This is a genomic window from Brevibacillus gelatini (assembly GCF_003710935.1).
GTDB lineage: Bacteria > Bacillota > Bacilli > Brevibacillales > Brevibacillaceae > Brevibacillus > Brevibacillus gelatini.
The window spans coordinates 54543-70567 of record NZ_RHHS01000006.1 but is presented as its reverse complement, the minus strand read 5'-3'; the positions used below and the strand labels follow the sequence as shown (position 1 = coordinate 70567).

General features: G+C 51.7%; 14 protein-coding genes. 4 read left to right on the top strand and 10 right to left on the bottom strand.

Translation table 11 applies throughout. The features are described from left to right. Positions 1 to 24 precede the first annotated feature (24 nt). Entirely contained in the window at positions 25 to 837 is an 813-nt protein-coding gene (gene speD, locus EDM57_RS01435; RefSeq protein WP_122902999.1) for an adenosylmethionine decarboxylase, read from the bottom strand. A gap of 251 nt (positions 838 to 1088) precedes the next feature. Between speD and EDM57_RS01430 the strand changes: the two genes are divergently transcribed. Then, positions 1089 to 1448, top strand: coding sequence for a DUF805 domain-containing protein (locus EDM57_RS01430; RefSeq protein ID WP_122902998.1), 360 nt, complete (start codon positions 1089 to 1091; stop codon positions 1446 to 1448). A gap of 59 nt (positions 1449 to 1507) precedes the next feature. Here the strand turns inward: EDM57_RS01430 and EDM57_RS01425 are convergent, their stop codons facing one another. The 4 genes from EDM57_RS01425 to EDM57_RS01410 all read right to left on the bottom strand — a co-directional run bounded on the left by EDM57_RS01425 (position 1508) and on the right by EDM57_RS01410 (position 5260). Further along, positions 1508 to 2107 carry a response regulator transcription factor gene (locus EDM57_RS01425; protein WP_122902997.1) on the bottom strand — a complete coding sequence of 200 codons (600 nt, stop codon included), beginning with the start codon at positions 2105 to 2107 and terminating at the stop codon, positions 1508 to 1510. Then, the gene (locus EDM57_RS01420) at positions 2104 to 3240 is read right to left on the bottom strand and encodes a sensor histidine kinase (protein WP_122902996.1); all 1137 of its coding nucleotides are present in this window, start codon (positions 3238 to 3240) and stop codon (positions 2104 to 2106) included. Before EDM57_RS01420 ends, EDM57_RS01425 begins: the two co-directional genes overlap by 4 nt. A gap of 67 nt (positions 3241 to 3307) precedes the next feature. Next, a complete protein-coding gene (gene desA / locus EDM57_RS01415; RefSeq protein ID WP_122903022.1) occupies positions 3308 to 4387 on the bottom strand; it encodes a Delta(5) desaturase DesA in 1080 nt (359 codons plus the stop codon). Between the two features lie 138 nt (positions 4388 to 4525). Then, complete coding sequence (locus EDM57_RS01410; RefSeq protein WP_122902995.1) at positions 4526 to 5260, bottom strand: hypothetical protein; 735 nt, start codon at positions 5258 to 5260, stop codon at positions 4526 to 4528. Between the two features lie 196 nt (positions 5261 to 5456). Here EDM57_RS01410 and EDM57_RS01405 point away from each other — a divergent pair, with 196 nt between their 5' ends. Further along, a complete protein-coding gene (locus EDM57_RS01405) occupies positions 5457 to 5810 on the top strand; it encodes a stalk domain-containing protein (RefSeq protein WP_170163344.1) in 354 nt (117 codons plus the stop codon). 29 nt (positions 5811 to 5839) lie between these two features. Here EDM57_RS01405 and fhuB read toward each other — a convergent pair whose 3' ends face one another. From fhuB to EDM57_RS01380, 5 genes are all read right to left on the bottom strand, one after another. Beyond that, positions 5840 to 7936, bottom strand: a complete 2097-nt coding sequence (gene fhuB / locus EDM57_RS01400; protein WP_122902993.1) for a Fe(3+)-hydroxamate ABC transporter permease FhuB — start codon at positions 7934 to 7936, stop codon at positions 5840 to 5842. Beyond that, positions 7933 to 8970, bottom strand: coding sequence for an ABC transporter substrate-binding protein (locus tag EDM57_RS01395; protein WP_122902992.1), 1038 nt, complete (start codon positions 8968 to 8970; stop codon positions 7933 to 7935). The genes fhuB and EDM57_RS01395 overlap by 4 nt, the downstream gene beginning before the upstream one ends. A 273-nt stretch (positions 8971 to 9243) precedes the next feature. Then, positions 9244 to 10536 carry a hypothetical protein gene (locus EDM57_RS01390; protein ID WP_122902991.1) on the bottom strand — a complete coding sequence of 431 codons (1293 nt, stop codon included), beginning with the start codon at positions 10534 to 10536 and terminating at the stop codon, positions 9244 to 9246. Positions 10537 to 10740: 204 nt separating this feature from the next. Continuing rightward, on the bottom strand, positions 10741 to 12618 hold the full coding sequence (locus EDM57_RS01385) for an ABC transporter permease (RefSeq protein WP_122902990.1): 1878 nt from the start codon (positions 12616 to 12618) through the stop codon (positions 10741 to 10743). 12 nt (positions 12619 to 12630) lie between these two features. Continuing rightward, on the bottom strand, positions 12631 to 13395 hold the full coding sequence (locus EDM57_RS01380) for an ABC transporter ATP-binding protein (RefSeq protein WP_122902989.1): 765 nt from the start codon (positions 13393 to 13395) through the stop codon (positions 12631 to 12633). 301 nt (positions 13396 to 13696) lie between these two features. Between EDM57_RS01380 and EDM57_RS01375 the strand changes: the two genes are divergently transcribed. Continuing rightward, on the top strand, positions 13697 to 14146 hold the full coding sequence (locus EDM57_RS01375; RefSeq protein WP_122902988.1) for a MarR family winged helix-turn-helix transcriptional regulator: 450 nt from the start codon (positions 13697 to 13699) through the stop codon (positions 14144 to 14146). Continuing rightward, entirely contained in the window at positions 14143 to 15804 is a 1662-nt protein-coding gene (locus tag EDM57_RS01370; protein WP_122902987.1) for an MDR family MFS transporter, read from the top strand. Before EDM57_RS01375 ends, EDM57_RS01370 begins: the two co-directional genes overlap by 4 nt. Positions 15805 to 16025 lie beyond the last annotated feature (221 nt).

Sequence of the window (16025 nt, the reverse complement as noted above, 5' to 3'; positions counted from 1 at the left end):
ACCCGCGCTTCAAGGGAAGCAGCCTTAGTGGCGGATGATATTTTTTCCGTAGTAAATCTCGTCCATCTCCATTTGCAGCCGCTTGGTGATTTCCGCTTGCTCCGCGGGCGTCAGCTTGTCTTTTGTGTAGCCAAACAGGTAATTGTTGAGATCGAACTGCCTGCGCTTGCATTTGGTGTGGAAAATATTGTCCTGGTACACGTTCACGTCGATCATATGAAACATTTCTTTGATTTCCTCGGGAATATAGTTTTGAATCGAGCTGATGTCGTGGTCGATGAACAGCTTGCAGCCGTGAATATCGCGGGTAAAGCCGCGCACCCGGTAATCAATGGTCATCAGATCGGTATCGAACGAGCGGATCAAATAGTTGAGCGCCTTCAACGGGGAGATCTCGCCGCAGGTCGATACGTCAATGTCTGCGCGAAACGTGCTGATCTCCTCATCGGGATGATATTCCGGGTACGTATGAACCGTAATGTGGCTTTTGTCGAGCTGCAGCACGACATTTTCCGGCAGCGGGCCAGGCGATTCCTCATACGACTCCGTCGGAACCTCCACGACAGGGCCTTCCGAAACAAGAAACGTCACGCTGGACCCTTGCGGCACGTAGTCCTGCTGCGCCACATTCAATACGTGTGCCCCGATAATCTCGGAAACATTTTTCAGGATGCTGGTCAGTCGGGCAGCGTTGTACTGCTCATCTATGTATTCAATATACGCCTTTCGCTCCGCTTTCGTTTTGGTGTAGCAAATGTCGTACATGTTGAAGCTGAGCGTTTTCGTCAAGTTGTTGAAGCCGTGCAAAGTTATGTGTTGATCTTTCGTCGATTCCAAGTCGCTTGTCCTCCTCTGTGATGAGTGAGTCTTTCGCCATGGTTTTCCTTTTTTCATGGTGCCCATTCCGGGCAAAAAAATGAGACATACAGAAAAATGATCCAGCATCATTAGCTATTACTTTTTGCTCATTCACACCTGATGCAAAAGTACCAAAAAGCGATGGATCCGTCTTTTTTCTTACTATCTTTTGGAAAACGATGCTAGAATAGGATTGCATACTAATTTTTAATAGAAAGGAGAGTGAGGACATGGAGTGGTATGTGAAAGTATTGAAAAACTATGTCAATTTCAGCGGTCGCGCCAGACGCAAAGAGTATTGGATGTTTACCTTGTTCAGTGTCATCATTTCATTGATTCTCGTAATCATCGAATCCTTGATTGGTCTGCCGCAATCCTTGAGTACGCTCTACTCGCTGGCTGTCATGCTGCCGGGTCTGGGTGTATTTGTCCGTCGCATGCACGATACAGGAAGAAGCGGCTGGTGGATTCTGATCGGGCTGATTCCACTAATCGGTTCAATCATCCTGCTTGTGTTCTTGTGCCAGGATAGCGCCCCGGATAACGACTACGGTCCAAATCCGAAAACAGAAGGAAGCCTGTCAGCGTAACACGCGAAAGCCTCTCCCTATTTTTTTTGCGGGAGAGGCTTTTTCATTTTACTGCTTGACTACTTGAACCAGCCTTTTTCCTTGAACCGCATGATCGCCTCGATCCGGTTGCTCACGCCTAGCTTGTCGAGAATGACGGAAATGTAGTTGCGCACAGTGCCCGTCGTGATGAACAGCTGGCTGGCGATTTCCTTTGTGTTTTTGCCGTCCGCGATCAGCAGCAGCACTTCCTTTTCCCGCTCTGTCAACGGATTTTCCTGCCCGTATGCCTCATCCACCAGCTCCGGGGCGTAAATCCGCTTGCCCGCCATGATGCTGCGTATGGAGCTCGCCAGCTCCTCGCTGGGGCTGTCCTTGAGCAGATAGCCGTGTACTCCGGCCTTCAGCGCCCGCTCGAAGTAGCCGGGACGGGCAAAGGTGGTCAGGATCATCACCTTGCAGCCGCTGCCTTTCAGTTCCTCTGCGGCATCCAGCCCGCTTTTCACAGGCATCTCGATATCCATGATGCAAATGTCGGGCTTGTGCAAATGCACCAGCTTGACGGCATCCTCGCCGTTGCCTGCTCTCCCGACGACCTGCATATCTTCTTCCAGATCGAGCAGCGAAGCCAGAGCGCCAAGCAGCATCCGCTGATCCTCTGCAATGACGATGCGAATCATGTTCCCGCCTCCTTTTCCGGTTGTTGGAAGGCATTCGGCACCCGAAACACAACCTGGGTGCCAGACTCCGACGACTGAATATCCATGCTGCCGTTGACAAATTCCAGACGCTCGCGCATCCCGCGCAGCCCGTTCCCCCGGCAGGCGGCTCCTTCTGCCATCCCGCGGCCGTTGTCGATGACACGCACGATCAGATCGGTCCGGGCAGGCTCGATGACAATGGAGCATGCCGTGGCGTTGCTGTGCTTGACGACGTTGGTGACGGCCTCCTTGAGACACATGCTGAGCACGTTTTCCGCCATCAGGGAGGTGTGCTGCAAATCCGGATCGCCTTCCAGGGAAAAGTCGATTTCCGCCGCCTTGAAAATTTGCTTGATGCGAAACATTTCCTCCGTAAGCCGCGTCCCCCGCATCTCTGTCACCATTTCCCGCACTTCCTTCAAGGCGCTCCGGGCTGTCTGCCTGATTTCCTCCAGCTCGGTCTGCGCGCGGGCAGGGTTTTTCTCGATCAGCTTGCGGGCCAGATCACTTTTCAGCCCGATCAAGGACAGCTTTTGCCCCAGCGTATCGTGCAGGTCGCGGGCGATGCGCTGCCGTTCCTCCAGCTTGACCAGCTCGGAGATTCGCCTGTTCGCGTGGTTCAGCTCGCCTTGCAGCTTTTCCCGTTTGTTCCGGTTGTACGTCGTCACCGGCAGCAAAATGACGGCGATCAGGCTGACGAGCACAAACGGCAGCTGGCTGAAAAACTGCGCGTTTCCCGAAAGAAAGCCCATGTTGATCGTCACGACGGTACTCGTCAAATGAATCGTGTACAAGGTGATGAAGCCGATCTTGTTCTGGATATTGCCGATGAAAAACGCCAGAAACAGCGAGAAGTACACATAGCCGAACATGACCGTCATCGCAATCGAGATCACGATCTGCAAACTGGTCCAAAAGTAGATCAGCCAGCCCTTCGCAAGAAACGCCAGGACGTAGCAAACGAAAAACAGAATAATCATCGCGATTCCGCTCACAACTTCGTACGTGGAAGACGAGCGAAAGATGAAGTAAAACGGCAGGATGTAGAAAACAACCCACACATACGGACTCAGGCCCGTATTTTTATGGAGAATGTGATACCACTTTTGCATGGATGCCCACCTTTTTTTGTTGGCCACTACTTCTCAGTGTATCGGAATGCAGGGGATTCGGGCAGGCTTATTTTCCTTCCAGACCGGCTTTTTTCCTGTGCAGCGCGTCGATGATCGCCTCAGCCGATGCCGGCATTTGCTTGACTGGCTGCTGTTTGCGTTCCGTGATTTCCTTGAAGCTCACAAAGCGCTTGTTCTCTTCATCCCACAGGCGAAAGCGCAATGATTTCAGACTGGTGGACAGCGTAATCGTCGTCGCCATTTGCAGCGGCGGCGTCTCGTTGTGCGCTTTTTCCAGATGGTAGTTTGGCACCTTCGGACTCAGATGATGCACGTGGTGGAAGCCGATGTTTCCCGTAATCCACTGCAGCAGTCCCGGCAGCTTGTAGTAGGAGCTGCCCTCTACGGCGGCTTTCACGTAGCTCCATTCTTCCTCTTTTTCAAAATACGAATCCTCGAATTGATGCTGCACGTAAAACAGCCAAATGCCGAGCACGCCGGAGATCAGGAAGACGGGGCCTTGCACAAGCAAAAACGCTTGCCAGCCGATCGCCCAGATCAGAAGCGCATACAGGCCAGCCAACAGGACATTGGTCAAATACGTGTTCAACCGCTCTTTGTGGCGGGCTCCCTTGCGATTGAAACGGTACTGCAGCGCAAACACATAGATCGGACCGATTCCGAACATGACAAACGGATTGCGGTAGATGCGATAGGCGATTTTTTGCCAAAGCGGAGCTGTGACATATTCCTCAACGGTCAAAATCCAGATGTCGCCGACACCGCGCTTGTCGAGGTTGCTGCTCGTCGCGTGATGAATGGAATGGCTTTGCTTCCACTGTTCGTACGGAACGCATGTAAGCACGCCCGTGATTGTACCGAGAATGTCATTGGCCCGGCGGCTTTTGAAAAAAGACTGATGGCAGCAATCGTGAAAAATGATGAACGTGCGGATGACGAAGCCCGCTGTCAGGATTGCCAGCGGCAGCGTCAGCCAGTACGATACGGACAGGCTGAGATAGGCGGCATACCAGAGCAAAAGCAGGGGAAGAATCGTGTTGGCCATCTGGCGAATGCTCGACCTGGTGTCTGTTTTTTCAAAGGGGGCCACATTCTTTTTCAACTGGGCGATGTTCGATTGATGTATCAATTGGTACCTCCTCGATTGAACCGCGCGGATGCCTTGAGCAACATCAGACGCAATTTTCTATCTTTATTGTAAAAAATGCGCGCTGCTCCCTGTAGTCATAAACGTCAAGTCGAGGGTATGACAAATGTCATGGTATCACGAAAAATACTCCAACAAATAAACCGTCTGCTCCTGCGGCTTCCACAGGGCAAATACCATCCCGCCGCCGAACACGGACATGAAGCGAAAGCGTTCGGTCGCTGCGCACACCATGCTTTTGTCGATTCCGTAATCGTACTTGACGTTCCATTGCAGGTTCAGGAAAAACTCTTCGCTCAGCTCCTGCGCCGTCTCCTGGTCGATCAGCACAGGCGAGTCGTCATGGTCACAGCCTTCGGTCAGTTCGGAGACATGGCGGAATTCGCCTGTCCGCTCATAATGGTATTTCGTAAACTCATAGCTGTAGAACGCTTCGGCATAGTAGTCCACGTCAAAATCGGCCACCTCCGCCAACTCGTCAATGAGCCGCTCCTTGTATGCCTCCACCGTCACTTTCTCTTTCCAGTATGCTTCCTTGTTTTTCGCAAAATCGGCCTGCAATAGAGCGTAGACCTCCTCTACGTTGCCCCCGCCAAACACGCCCAGATCGCCGATAAACTCGTACTTGCCCGCCAGATAGCGAAATCCGAAAAAATTGTTCTCTGCATGGCGGTACTCTCGCTCACAGTACAACCCATCCGTCCCGAGCAAATGAAACGTGTACGCGCTGCCGTCCTGCCTACAGGCAAAGCTGAGCAGCGGCCTGAAATAGCAAGCGAGCCTCTCGTCTGTAAAAACGTCGCTTGCCTTCGGATACAGAATGACTCCGTTTTCCTGCCATTTTTTCACCATGTTTCTCTCCTCCTCTATCTCTACAGCCACGGGCCGGAGAATGCTTGTACCGCCTGTCTGGATTAGCCGGGCATTAGCGGATAATGGCATCCTAGGCACTTGTTCGAAATTTCACACATCGCACTCCCGTTTTTTTCCTTTCCAGGGCTTATGAGAAATATTTTCCTGCTGTATGAGAAAAAAAGAAACAGCAAAATTGAATTTGATCGAAAAGGAGTTTTTCTCTTTTAAAAAATGGGCCGATTTTCTCGCAGGATTCCTTGAAGCGGCCGTCCTTTTGGCCGGAACACCCGGTCTTGCCAAAAGTCTCACGCAAAAAGTAACAGCTCGGTTTGCCAATATCCAGCTTGTCGTGAACGATCAGGTCGTGAAAACAAGCGCGGAGCCATTCATCTATAACGGCAACGTCTACGCTCCTGTGGCGACCGTCGCCAATGCGCTCGGGATCAAGCAGAAGCGGGACAACCGGACTCCGGCGGTTCGCTGCTCCACCTCCACCGCCTCTCCGCTCTCTGCAGACAGCACAAGACCTCATCCCTTGCCCGGATGAGGTCTTGTGTGTTGCGTTGCAATCTGTATCTACGATTGTCGTACTTTTGCCGCGCGGAACATCAGCAGGAACAAATACGGCGCCCCCAACAGCGCGACCACAATGCCTGACGGGATGTCTTTTGGAATCATCACGACTCTCCCGATTAAGTCGGAAGCGGCCAAGAGAACCGCGCCCAACAGGGCAGAGACGACGACCGCTCTGCGGTGGTGCGCCCCGACCAGCAAGCGTGCCGCATGCGGCGCGAGCAAGCCGATAAACCCTACAGCCCCGACGCTGGCAACAGCCACGGAAGCAAGCAAAACGGCAATGACCGCTACAGCAAGGCGCGTCCGGCGAACCTGCAAGCCCAAGCCAATCGAGCTTTCATCGTTAAAAGCGAGCAGATCCACACGCCGCCCCAGCCACCACGCCAGCGGAGCCAGCACGATGACCGCAGGCAGCAGCCGGCTTATTTCCGTCCAGCCACGTCCGTAGGTGCTGCCTGCCATCCAGGCGAGCGCTGGTGCGGCCAAAAGCTGTGCTTTTACGATCAATATATTGATGAAAGCGGCACCTGCTGCGGCAACCGCGATCCCGACCAGCGTGAGAATGATCGGGTTCAAGCCTCTCCGCCACGACACCGCATACACAATCGTTGCGGAGACAATCCCTCCGAGCATGGCTCCGAGCGGCATCCACGCGGAAAACGGCGGGAACACGAGCAGCAAGAGGATGGCTCCCACGCCCGCGCCGCTGGTCACCCCGACAATTTGCGGATCAGCGAGCGGGTTGCGCACGGCGCTTTGCATGAGGCTGCCGCTGATCGCCAAGGCCACACCCGCCAGCATCGCGGTCAACAGCCGCGGCATCCGCAGCTCGAACAGAAGCTGGCTGTACATCTCGTTTCCTTGCCCCAGGAAAACAGCGATGATTTCCGCCCAAGGCAAGTACAGATTCCCGATTGCCAGGCCGGACATCCAGACGAGGACGAGCAGCACGCACAACATAATAATGACGACCGGATACGGAACTTTGCGCTGCCAGCCGCCTACGCTCATCGAGGTCTGCGCCCCGGAACCCGTGCCTCCGCTCAGCTTGCGGGATACCCGCATCGCCAGCCAGATCAGCCACGGCCCGCCAATCGCTGCCGTAATCGCACCTGCAGGCAGCTCGCCGTACGCATTGATAAACGTGCGTGAGATCGTGTCAGAGGCAACGAGCAGTGCCGCCCCCCAGATCGCACTGATCGGCAACAGCCAAATGTGTCTTGTCAGCCCGCTGAGCCGCACCAGATGCGGTGCCACCAGCCCGATAAAGCCGATCGGCCCGACTACGCTGACGCTGACAGACGTAATCAAAATCGCGATGAGCATGGCGACAAGCCGCGTTTTGCCGACCTTTTGCCCAAGCGACTGCGCTGTTTCCTCGTTAAAGCTGAGCACGTCAAGCTGTCTGGCCATCAGGCAGCTTGCGAATACCCCGAGCAAGATCAGCGGCCAACTGAACTGCACACCTGTCCAGTCGTTTTGCTTCAATGAGCCTGAACCCCAGATGAAGATCCCTTGTGTCGTTTCTTCATGAAACAAAATAATGGCACTGGTCAGCGAAGAAAACACGAGGGTCACGATCATCCCGGACAAAGCAACGCGCACAGGCGTTCCTTTGCGCCCGCCCGCCATGTAGTAAACGGCAGCAGCAGCCATGATCCCTCCCGCCATGGCAAATGGCAGCGGGTACTGGTGCAAGATTGCCGGCCAAAAAACCATTCCAAAGACGACAAACAAGTAGGCTCCGGCATTGACGCCAAGCGTCGTTTCCGAAGCAAGCGGATTTCGCGTCACGGTTTGCATGATCGCGCCTGCAACCGCCAAAGCCGCGCCCGATAACAGCCCCATCACTGTTCTCGGCAGACGGACGCCGTGAATCATTTGATGGTCGGCTATCTCTTGTGGAGAGAGGATCGCTTCGATCACAGTACGGACCGAGATGTCAGCCAGTCCTTGTGTCAGGCTGACAAACGTGAGCAGCACCAAGAGCACAAGGCCGCCAAGCAGCATCCATAACGGCCGCAAGCCTCCTCCTGAAGAAGAAGGGGCTTGATGGATGCCGCTTGGGACATGGCTTTCACGCTTGGCCAGACTCATTTCGCCAGCAGATCAGCAGCTTTTTTCGCCATGAGCTGTGCGGACAAAGGACCGCCGTATGGCCACATGTCGCCGCCCAATGCGTAAATGCGATTTTCTTTGACAAATTTGAGGCCGTTCCAAACCGGATTGTTTTTCAACTGGTTCTCGATGACGTTGTCATCCTCCTGAATGATGTGCAGGAAGTTGGCATCCTGGAGCGCAGGAAGTGCCTCCACGTCTGTCGTCGTCATTCCGTTTGGCTCAAACTTTTTAGGTTTGTAAGCGTTGGTCAGTCCGACGCGGTTCAAAATCTGGATCGCAGTAGAGTTGTCTGTGGACAGACGGAATTCTACTGCGTTCTGGTTGCTGTAACCCATAGCGAGGACGATTGGCGTTTTGTCCATGCCAGCTTTGACGATTCGCTCTTTTGCTTCTGCATAAGTTTTGTCGAGCTCTTTCAGCACATTTTCTGCTTCCGCATTTTTTCCCAAAATATCGGCAATTTCTTTAAAAGTCTCAATCATTCGGGTATATTGATCGCCCTGGTCCTCTTGCGGATAGGCATCAAACGCGATGGTCGGCGCGATTTTGCTCAGTTCGTCGTAGTTTGCTTCCACGTTGCGCTTCATGCCGATAATGAGGTCAGGCTTGAGCAGCATGATCGATTCCAGGTTTGGCGCGACGCGGCTGCCCACGTCCGCTACATCCGGAGCAATTTCTACAGGGAGCTTGACCCACTTTTTCATATTGGGAATATCGGCAATACCTACAGGCTGCATGCCGAGAGCCAGAACATGCTCAGCGCTGCTCCATTCCAGAGCGACAACGCGCTTGGGAACGCCTTTGATTGTCGTTTCTCCCATCAAGTGCTTGACCGTGCGCACTTTTTCTTCCCCTGCCTTGTCCGCCTCTGGCTGCGCAGATGCCGCCGGCTGTGCCTGCCCGGAACCGGATTGGGCGTTTTGAGTAGCAGTCCCTCCGTTCCCGCACGCTGCCAACAGAAGCATGGCAGACAAAAAGACGAGCAGGATTGGTAACTTCATGATACGCATGTTATGACTCCCCCTTTTTACGTTGCAACACTCGAAAGATGCGTAGTTTTGGTCATACTTTCCACCAAATATGATAATGATTATCATTTTCTTTGTCAACATAAGAATGCAATATGGCCGATTTTCTAGCGGAGATGGATTTCCATTTGAAATGGTAGGAAGCTATGAAACACCCGCGATTTTGCTCTTCGCTTTGACAAGGTTTTTGGCAGAAAAAAGACACTCCGCTCATTCGCGAGTGCCTGGAAAATACGAATAAGATTTATAAAGTTTTTACCTTCTTACAACCCAATAGAAATACATGTTACCAGTAGTATCCCAGTTATCAACCTCTGATGGTTCGGCTCGACCCGAATGGCCGTCAATGGTTGCCTCGAAGTCATGACCTATTTTGTGTCCTTTTGCATTCTGGCTAATCGTGTACGACTGCGAAGATACCCAAACATCAGATTCGCTCAGGACATCATCAAAATATTCATTGTCCTCTACCTTAAATTCATGCCAATCGCCGGAAAGACTTCCGTTTGCATCAAAAATCTCTATGTCTCCAGATGTATCCCAAGAAACACTCGCGCCGGGTGGCCATGTAAGATCAAAAGCTACACTCCCAGAAATACTGGAATCATCAGGAAGCCATCCCTTTGTAATGATGTTACTTGTTTTATCTGCATCAAGTCTGTTCACAAATTCCCTCGATTCAAAAACTTCAATCTCACTAAGTGGTTGATCTGCCCGGAAATAGACATAGCTTTTTGTATCGGGGTTATCGGGAGTGTCATCTTTATAAACTTCCCAAACATGATATGATTTTGCCAGTCTCTGCTGGGTAGCATTAATATCAATAAAGTTATTAATTTCCGTTTCCCAGGTATATATATTTGAAAATGAATCTGGCAGGTTCACGTCAATTCCCGCTGCTTTGGCTTTATTCGGAGCAAGAAAGCTGACCAGAGATTTTTTAGGGTTAGCTTTCTTGGTTATTTTAATATTGTACCTCTTTGTGATATTCTCAAGATCTTCCAGATTATAGCCTTGATTTTTTCGATTGATCGAGATAACAGATGACAATTTCACCTGGTTATTTTCGAATTTGTAACCAAACATATCAAGCGAGTATGTTGAATCTTTTCGATACTCAGGGGACAAATCCAAATTCGGTTCAAAAGTGTCTATGATATTTTGCGCATCCAGTTTTTCTCCGAAAATATAAAATGGTTTGTTTTCGTTTTTAGCCTGTTTATACCATTTTTTCACCTTCGTGTCCTTTAGCTTCGATTCAGCGATCCAAAGTGCATCGATTCCATCTGGAATTTCTTGCATATCCTCATCCAATATTTCGATGGATTCCTCTTTAGCAAGACTTCTCGTTTCACTGGTAGCTTCTTCAATTGTTTTACCGACAGCGCTATTTTCTTCATAACCAATTACGCCAATTTTAAAAGGGCCTTGTTTTATTTTTGAGGTAGTAATCTCTACTTCTTGAGCTTCAACACCAAAATTCCCCGCAACCACTGCCATGAGTAGAATCATAGAAGCTGAAATTTCCAGTATTTTTCCCCTCTTCATCGAATTCCACTCCCTTTTTTGTATAAAAATACCATTTATAGGTATTTGGTGTCAATCCTTTGCCTTTATTGTGCCCAACATCTTCTGATTCAGAAACCACGTCTTCAACTGAATTCGTGTACATTGAGTCAAGCATTGACTATAACATTCCTCCAGCTTCCAACAAAAAATCCCCCTCATGCGAGGAGGACTTTTTCGCTATAATTACACTTCTTTCGGCAACACAATTCCCCGGTAGAGCCGAACCGTGATGAGGTAGTAGATCGCGTACACGGCTACAAAAATGGCAATCGGAGCCCAGATGTTCACATACGGGTTGAGCAGGATAACCGAAAACATTTTCATCCCTACCAGTACATGCAAGAGGCCCATCAGCGCAGGGAAAACGAATACGACAAACAGCTCCTTGTAGATCGAGCCAACCAACAGCTCCTTGCGCACGCCGATTTTTCGCAGCATGCTGTAGCGGCCTTTGTCGCGGGTAGCGCCGGACAAGATTTTGAACATCAGACAGCTTGCCATCATCGCCAGAAACGCGATCCCAAGGAAAAAGCCCATGAACAGCGTGCCGCTGGTAAAAGCGTAAACCTGCTGATAGGTGCTGTATTTCGAATTCAGGTAGACTTCCTGGTCGTCCTGTTGCCCGGACTTGAGCAGCTTCATTTGGCGCTCATCCATCGCTTTCAAGTCGTCCTTGTACTTGAGAAAATCATCTACCTGTGCCACGAGAACCTTGTGCTCACTGCCCTCGATTTTTGCATACGTCTCCTGATCGACGATTTGCACGGCGCGGTCCGCGAGCATCTCGTAGCTGCTGATGAATTCGCGTAAAATCGCTTGGCCCCACTCTTTCGGCACCCTGGCGAGTTTCTGCTCTTCGTCCGGATCGTTATTCATGATATACGCCTTTTCCGGCAGCGGCTGCGTTACGCGCTTCGGCTCGTTATCCGGCGAATACTGCTCCATCGTGTTTGTCGAGATAAGCGGAGGATGTGCCAGCAAGTCATCCTTGGTGAAGTAGTAGGCTTGTTCGTCCTTCTTGTAGCGATACGTATTTTGCTCCAGCACTTGCATACGGGCAAGCGCCTGGTAATCCTCAGCGACCGGATCGTGCAGCGTAATGTCGTAAATGCGCCCGATGCTCGCCACCAGCTCAACATTTTGCTGGAAGGCCAGCCCGCCCGCCATCGCGCCGACGCCCAAGGCGATCAGCATCGCGACAGTTCCCAATATTTTCGTCAGATTGTTGATGCGAAAACGAAGCTGGGCCAAAGTGAAGGCATTCAGTTGACGGTCGTTCAGCTTCTTGTTGTTTTTCAGCATCTGCACGAATACAGGCAGCAGCGAGATGAAAACGAGATAGGTCCCAATCGTCGTCACTATGGCTCCGACGATGAAGCCTAAAGCAACATATAGTTCGAGATGCGTCAACAAGTAGTAGCCGAATGCGATCAGCAAAATCCCAAGGATGGCGACCACCATCGTGCCGATGCCTTTTGCCTTGATGTTGTCATTTTGCTGCTCGGCAGAAATAAGGTCCAGCTCTGTCGCTCGCGCCAGACGAATGGCGTTGATCGTCGCCGTCATCAGGAACAACACGAGGAAAAAGCCCCACGTCATCCATAAAGCCGGCAAGTAAAACGGATAGTACCCGTCAGCGGAAATGTCCAGTACGCCCATCAGCAATTGCCCGATTCCGCTGGACAGCACAATCCCGACAAGGCTGCCGATCACAAGGGAGACAACCCCCATCAGCAAAGTTTCCCCGAACAGCATCTGGCTGATCCTGGCTTTTTTCGCCCCGAGCACCATGTACATCCCCAACTCTTTGCGTCTTAGCGAGAGCAAAAACGAGTTTGCGTAAAAGATGTAGAAGATCGTAATGAACGCCAAAAGAAACGCCCCTACATTGAAGACGATCCCGATCGAGCGAATCATCGAGTTCGCTTTCACATAATCGTCATTCATGCCCAACGTCTGGAACATGTAAAAAATCGAAATGGAAATGACGAGGCCGACCAAAAGCACCAGGTAGTCCTTCATCATTTTCCGCATACTTGATAACGACAGCTTCAACAGCATGAAAACTTCCTCCTAGCCATCATGAGATGCACCCAGCTCAGCCAGTACATCCAAAATTTGTTTGAAAAATTGCGGGCGGTCGGTTGTGCGGTGAATCTCGGTGTACAAGCTGCCATCCTGGATGAACAGGATGCGCTTGCAGTAGCTCGCGCTAAAAGCATCATGCGTGACCATCATGATTGACACCTGGTGGTTTTCGTTCAGGTCGGCCATCGTCTCCAGCAAGCTTTTCGCGTTTTTGGAGTCGAGCGCCCCCGTAGGCTCGTCCGCAAGCAAAATCGCCGGCTCATGCACCAGGGCGCGCGCAGCGGCAGCACGTTGCTTTTGTCCCCCGGAAATTTGCACCGGATACTTTTGCAAAATTTCGCTGATGCCAAGCGTCTGCGCCACCTTGTTTACTTTGGCGCTGATCTCTTTGGAAGGTACGCCTTGCAGCGACAGCGGCAGTGCAATGTTTTCGTACACTGTCAAATTTTCCAGCAGGTTGAAATCCTGAAAAATAAAGCCGAGCTTTTGCGAACGGAAATCGGCCAGTTGGTTTTGTCTCATTTGGGTAATGTTTGTTCCGGCGATCTGGATGAAGCCCGCCGATGGCCGATCCAGCGTGGAGATGACGTTCAGCAGTGTCGTCTTCCCTGATCCGGACGGGCCCATGATTCCGACGAACTCTCCTTTTTCAATCGTCAGCGATACGCCCTTCAAGGCGTGGGACTGGCTCTCCCCCTTTTTCCCGTATATCTTTTGGACATCCTTGACTTCCAGAACGGCTGTACTCACTCGTTGTTCCTCCATTCGTTTGTTTGTGGCATTGGACTGCCTTCCGTGCTTCTCTTCGCTATTTACTGTAACTCGTCTCCAGATGGGGTGCTATTGATCTACCTTACAGTTTGCTTTCGTTTTTGTAAGGTGTGGTGCTTCGCCAGGCGCTTTGGAACGCAAAAAACCATCCCTCCCCCTTTTTTCATTTGGTAAAAGGTAGATTTGACATCCCCGCACATAACATTTACACTAATTAATGTTTCAAGTGATTAACTATTAATCAGATATATTATTTTACACGTAAAACAGGAGCGATAACATGCCGAGCCAATCCGGTCTTACTGAATTCGAACAACTCTACATCCAGGTGCAGCGAAGTGTCTCCGCCAAATGGCACAAACGGCTGGACCCGCTCGTTTCCGCTTCGCAAGCCATGCTGCTGCGAATGCTGGACAAACACGGGCCGTTAAAGGCTTCGGCACTCGCCGAGCTTTTGCAGATCACGCCCGGAGCGGTGACCAGTCTTTCCGATAAATTGATCGCCTGCGGTTATGCCAGCCGCAGCCGGGTCAGCCACGATCGCCGGGTCGTCTGCCTGGACATTACCGAAAAGGGAAAAGCGATGTTGCAGCAATACAAAGTCGAGTTAAAAAGAACCATCGGGGACTTGTTCGCCGGGCTGTCTGAGGAAGATCTTGCGCACTTGAATCGGATCTACCGACACGTTTTACACAACATCGAACAACAACGAGAGGAGAATGACGCGTGAACGGGTTAACCGAAAAAAAGAAAATCACCATTATGATCGCGATTATCACGGCCATGTTCTTTTCCGCGATCAACCAAACGATCATTGGCGTTGCCATGCCGCGCATTATCGCCAAACTGGGAGGCATGGATTATTACTCCTGGGCCATCACCATTTACTTGCTGACCTCCACCGTCGCTTCCGTCCTGGTCGGAAAGCTGTCGGACATATACGGACGCAAGCCGTTTATTTTGGCGGGGATCGGACTGTTCAGCATCGGGGCTTTGCTATCCGGCTTTTCCGGCACGATTTTTCAGCTGATCGCCTATCGCGCCATTCAAGGGGCTGGTGCCGGTATCATCATGTCTACCGCCTTTACCGCCATGGGCGACCTGTATGAACCCCGCGAGCGCGCCAAATGGACCGGAGTCATGAGCGCCGTATTCGGTGTTTCCAGCGTCGCGGGTCCGCTCTTGGGCGGATATATCGTGGATCACCTGGACTGGCATTGGGTATTCTGGATTTTCCTGCCGATCGGACTGATCGCATTCACCTTGATCTGGCTTCATTTTCCGCAGGTGGAAAAACGTCAGGGCGAATCTGTCGACTACTTCGGCTCCCTGTTTCTGACGACGACCATCGTTCCGATGCTGCTCGCTTTTTCCTGGGCAGGAGAAGGGCAGAACCAATTCGCCTGGGGCTCCTGGCAAATTCTTGGCCTCCTGGCTGTCACCGTCGTGTCCTTGCTCGTGTTGCTCTGGGTGGAAACGCGGGTAAAAACACCTGTACTGCCGCTCAAGCTGTTTAAAAACAGCATTTTCACCGTATCCAATCTGGTCAGCTTTTTCCTGAACGCCGGGATGATGGGAGCGATCATCTACGTTCCGTTTTTCGTCCAGGGTGTAAAAGGAATCTCGCCTACCATCGCCGGCTACGTCGCCATGCCGATGTCGATTGCGATGCTTGTGACGTCTGCGCTCGCCGGACAATGGATGACCAAGACAGGCAAATACAAAAAGATGGCGATCAGCGGATTGCTCGTCATGACAGTCGGCATGGTGCTGATGTACTTCATGGTGCCGACCACGCCGATTTATTTGCTCGTCCTGTACATGATCGTGCTCGGCCTTGGCATGGGCATCGCGATGCCCGTCTTCTCCCTGACCGTGCAAAACGCAGTCGCACCGCAGGAACTGGGGGTCGCCACCGCTACCTCCCAGTTGTTCCGCAACCTGGGCGGTACGATTGGAATTGCCGTCATGGGCAGTGTCATGAGCACCAGCATGTCCACGAAAATGAGCCAGCTCTCGGCTGACATGAGCCAGAGCGCAGCCTCGGTGGCTGCTGATCCGGCGTTGGCTGAAAAGCTGTCGCTGTTCACCAATCCACAAAACTTGCTCGATCAGCCAAAAATCGAAGCAGCGCTGCACAGCTTGCCGCCGGAGTCGCAAACCGTGTTTGCCCACATGCTCGACACGATCCGAGAAGCGATGAGCTACGGCATCACCACCACTTTTTTGACCGGAGCGATTGTGGCTGGCTTTGCAGTTGTACTCGCGCTGTTTTTGAAAGAAATTCCGCTGCGTGGTCAAAATAAGCCGGGGCAAAAGAAATCGTCCCAAAAGCAGACAACAGATGCCACTGAATGGGACGGTGCGCAGGCTGCGGGAAAAGCTTGAGAGTAAGAATATGAAGAAAAAGGGGAGCACATCGACGTGCCCCCTTTTTTTGATGCTCGACATTCTGGTCACTCTGCTCGTTTTACAGCCGCACTCTCCCTGTCCGAATCGCGTGGACATAGTTCCTGCGGCCGGCATCCTCTGCGTGGCAGCAGAACCTTGCCATGCTCGCGGACAAAGGAAGCTAGATTCTCTTGCATGGTAGAACTATTACTTTGAAA

Coding starts and splice junctions, on each gene's coding strand:
- EDM57_RS01375 (WP_122902988.1), top strand. CDS start 13,697: ATGCCGAGCCAATCCGGTCTTACTGAATTCGAACAACTCTACATCCAG.
- EDM57_RS01430 (WP_122902998.1), top strand. CDS start 1,089: ATGGAGTGGTATGTGAAAGTATTGAAAAACTATGTCAATTTCAGCGGT.
- EDM57_RS01395 (WP_122902992.1), bottom strand. CDS start 8,970: ATGCGTATCATGAAGTTACCAATCCTGCTCGTCTTTTTGTCTGCCATG.
- EDM57_RS01420 (WP_122902996.1), bottom strand. CDS start 3,240: ATGCAAAAGTGGTATCACATTCTCCATAAAAATACGGGCCTGAGTCCG.
- fhuB (WP_122902993.1), bottom strand. CDS start 7,936: ATGAGTCTGGCCAAGCGTGAAAGCCATGTCCCAAGCGGCATCCATCAA.
- EDM57_RS01410 (WP_122902995.1), bottom strand. CDS start 5,260: ATGGTGAAAAAATGGCAGGAAAACGGAGTCATTCTGTATCCGAAGGCA.
- EDM57_RS01390 (WP_122902991.1), bottom strand. CDS start 10,536: ATGAAGAGGGGAAAAATACTGGAAATTTCAGCTTCTATGATTCTACTC.
- EDM57_RS01425 (WP_122902997.1), bottom strand. CDS start 2,107: ATGATTCGCATCGTCATTGCAGAGGATCAGCGGATGCTGCTTGGCGCT.
- EDM57_RS01385 (WP_122902990.1), bottom strand. CDS start 12,618: ATGCTGTTGAAGCTGTCGTTATCAAGTATGCGGAAAATGATGAAGGAC.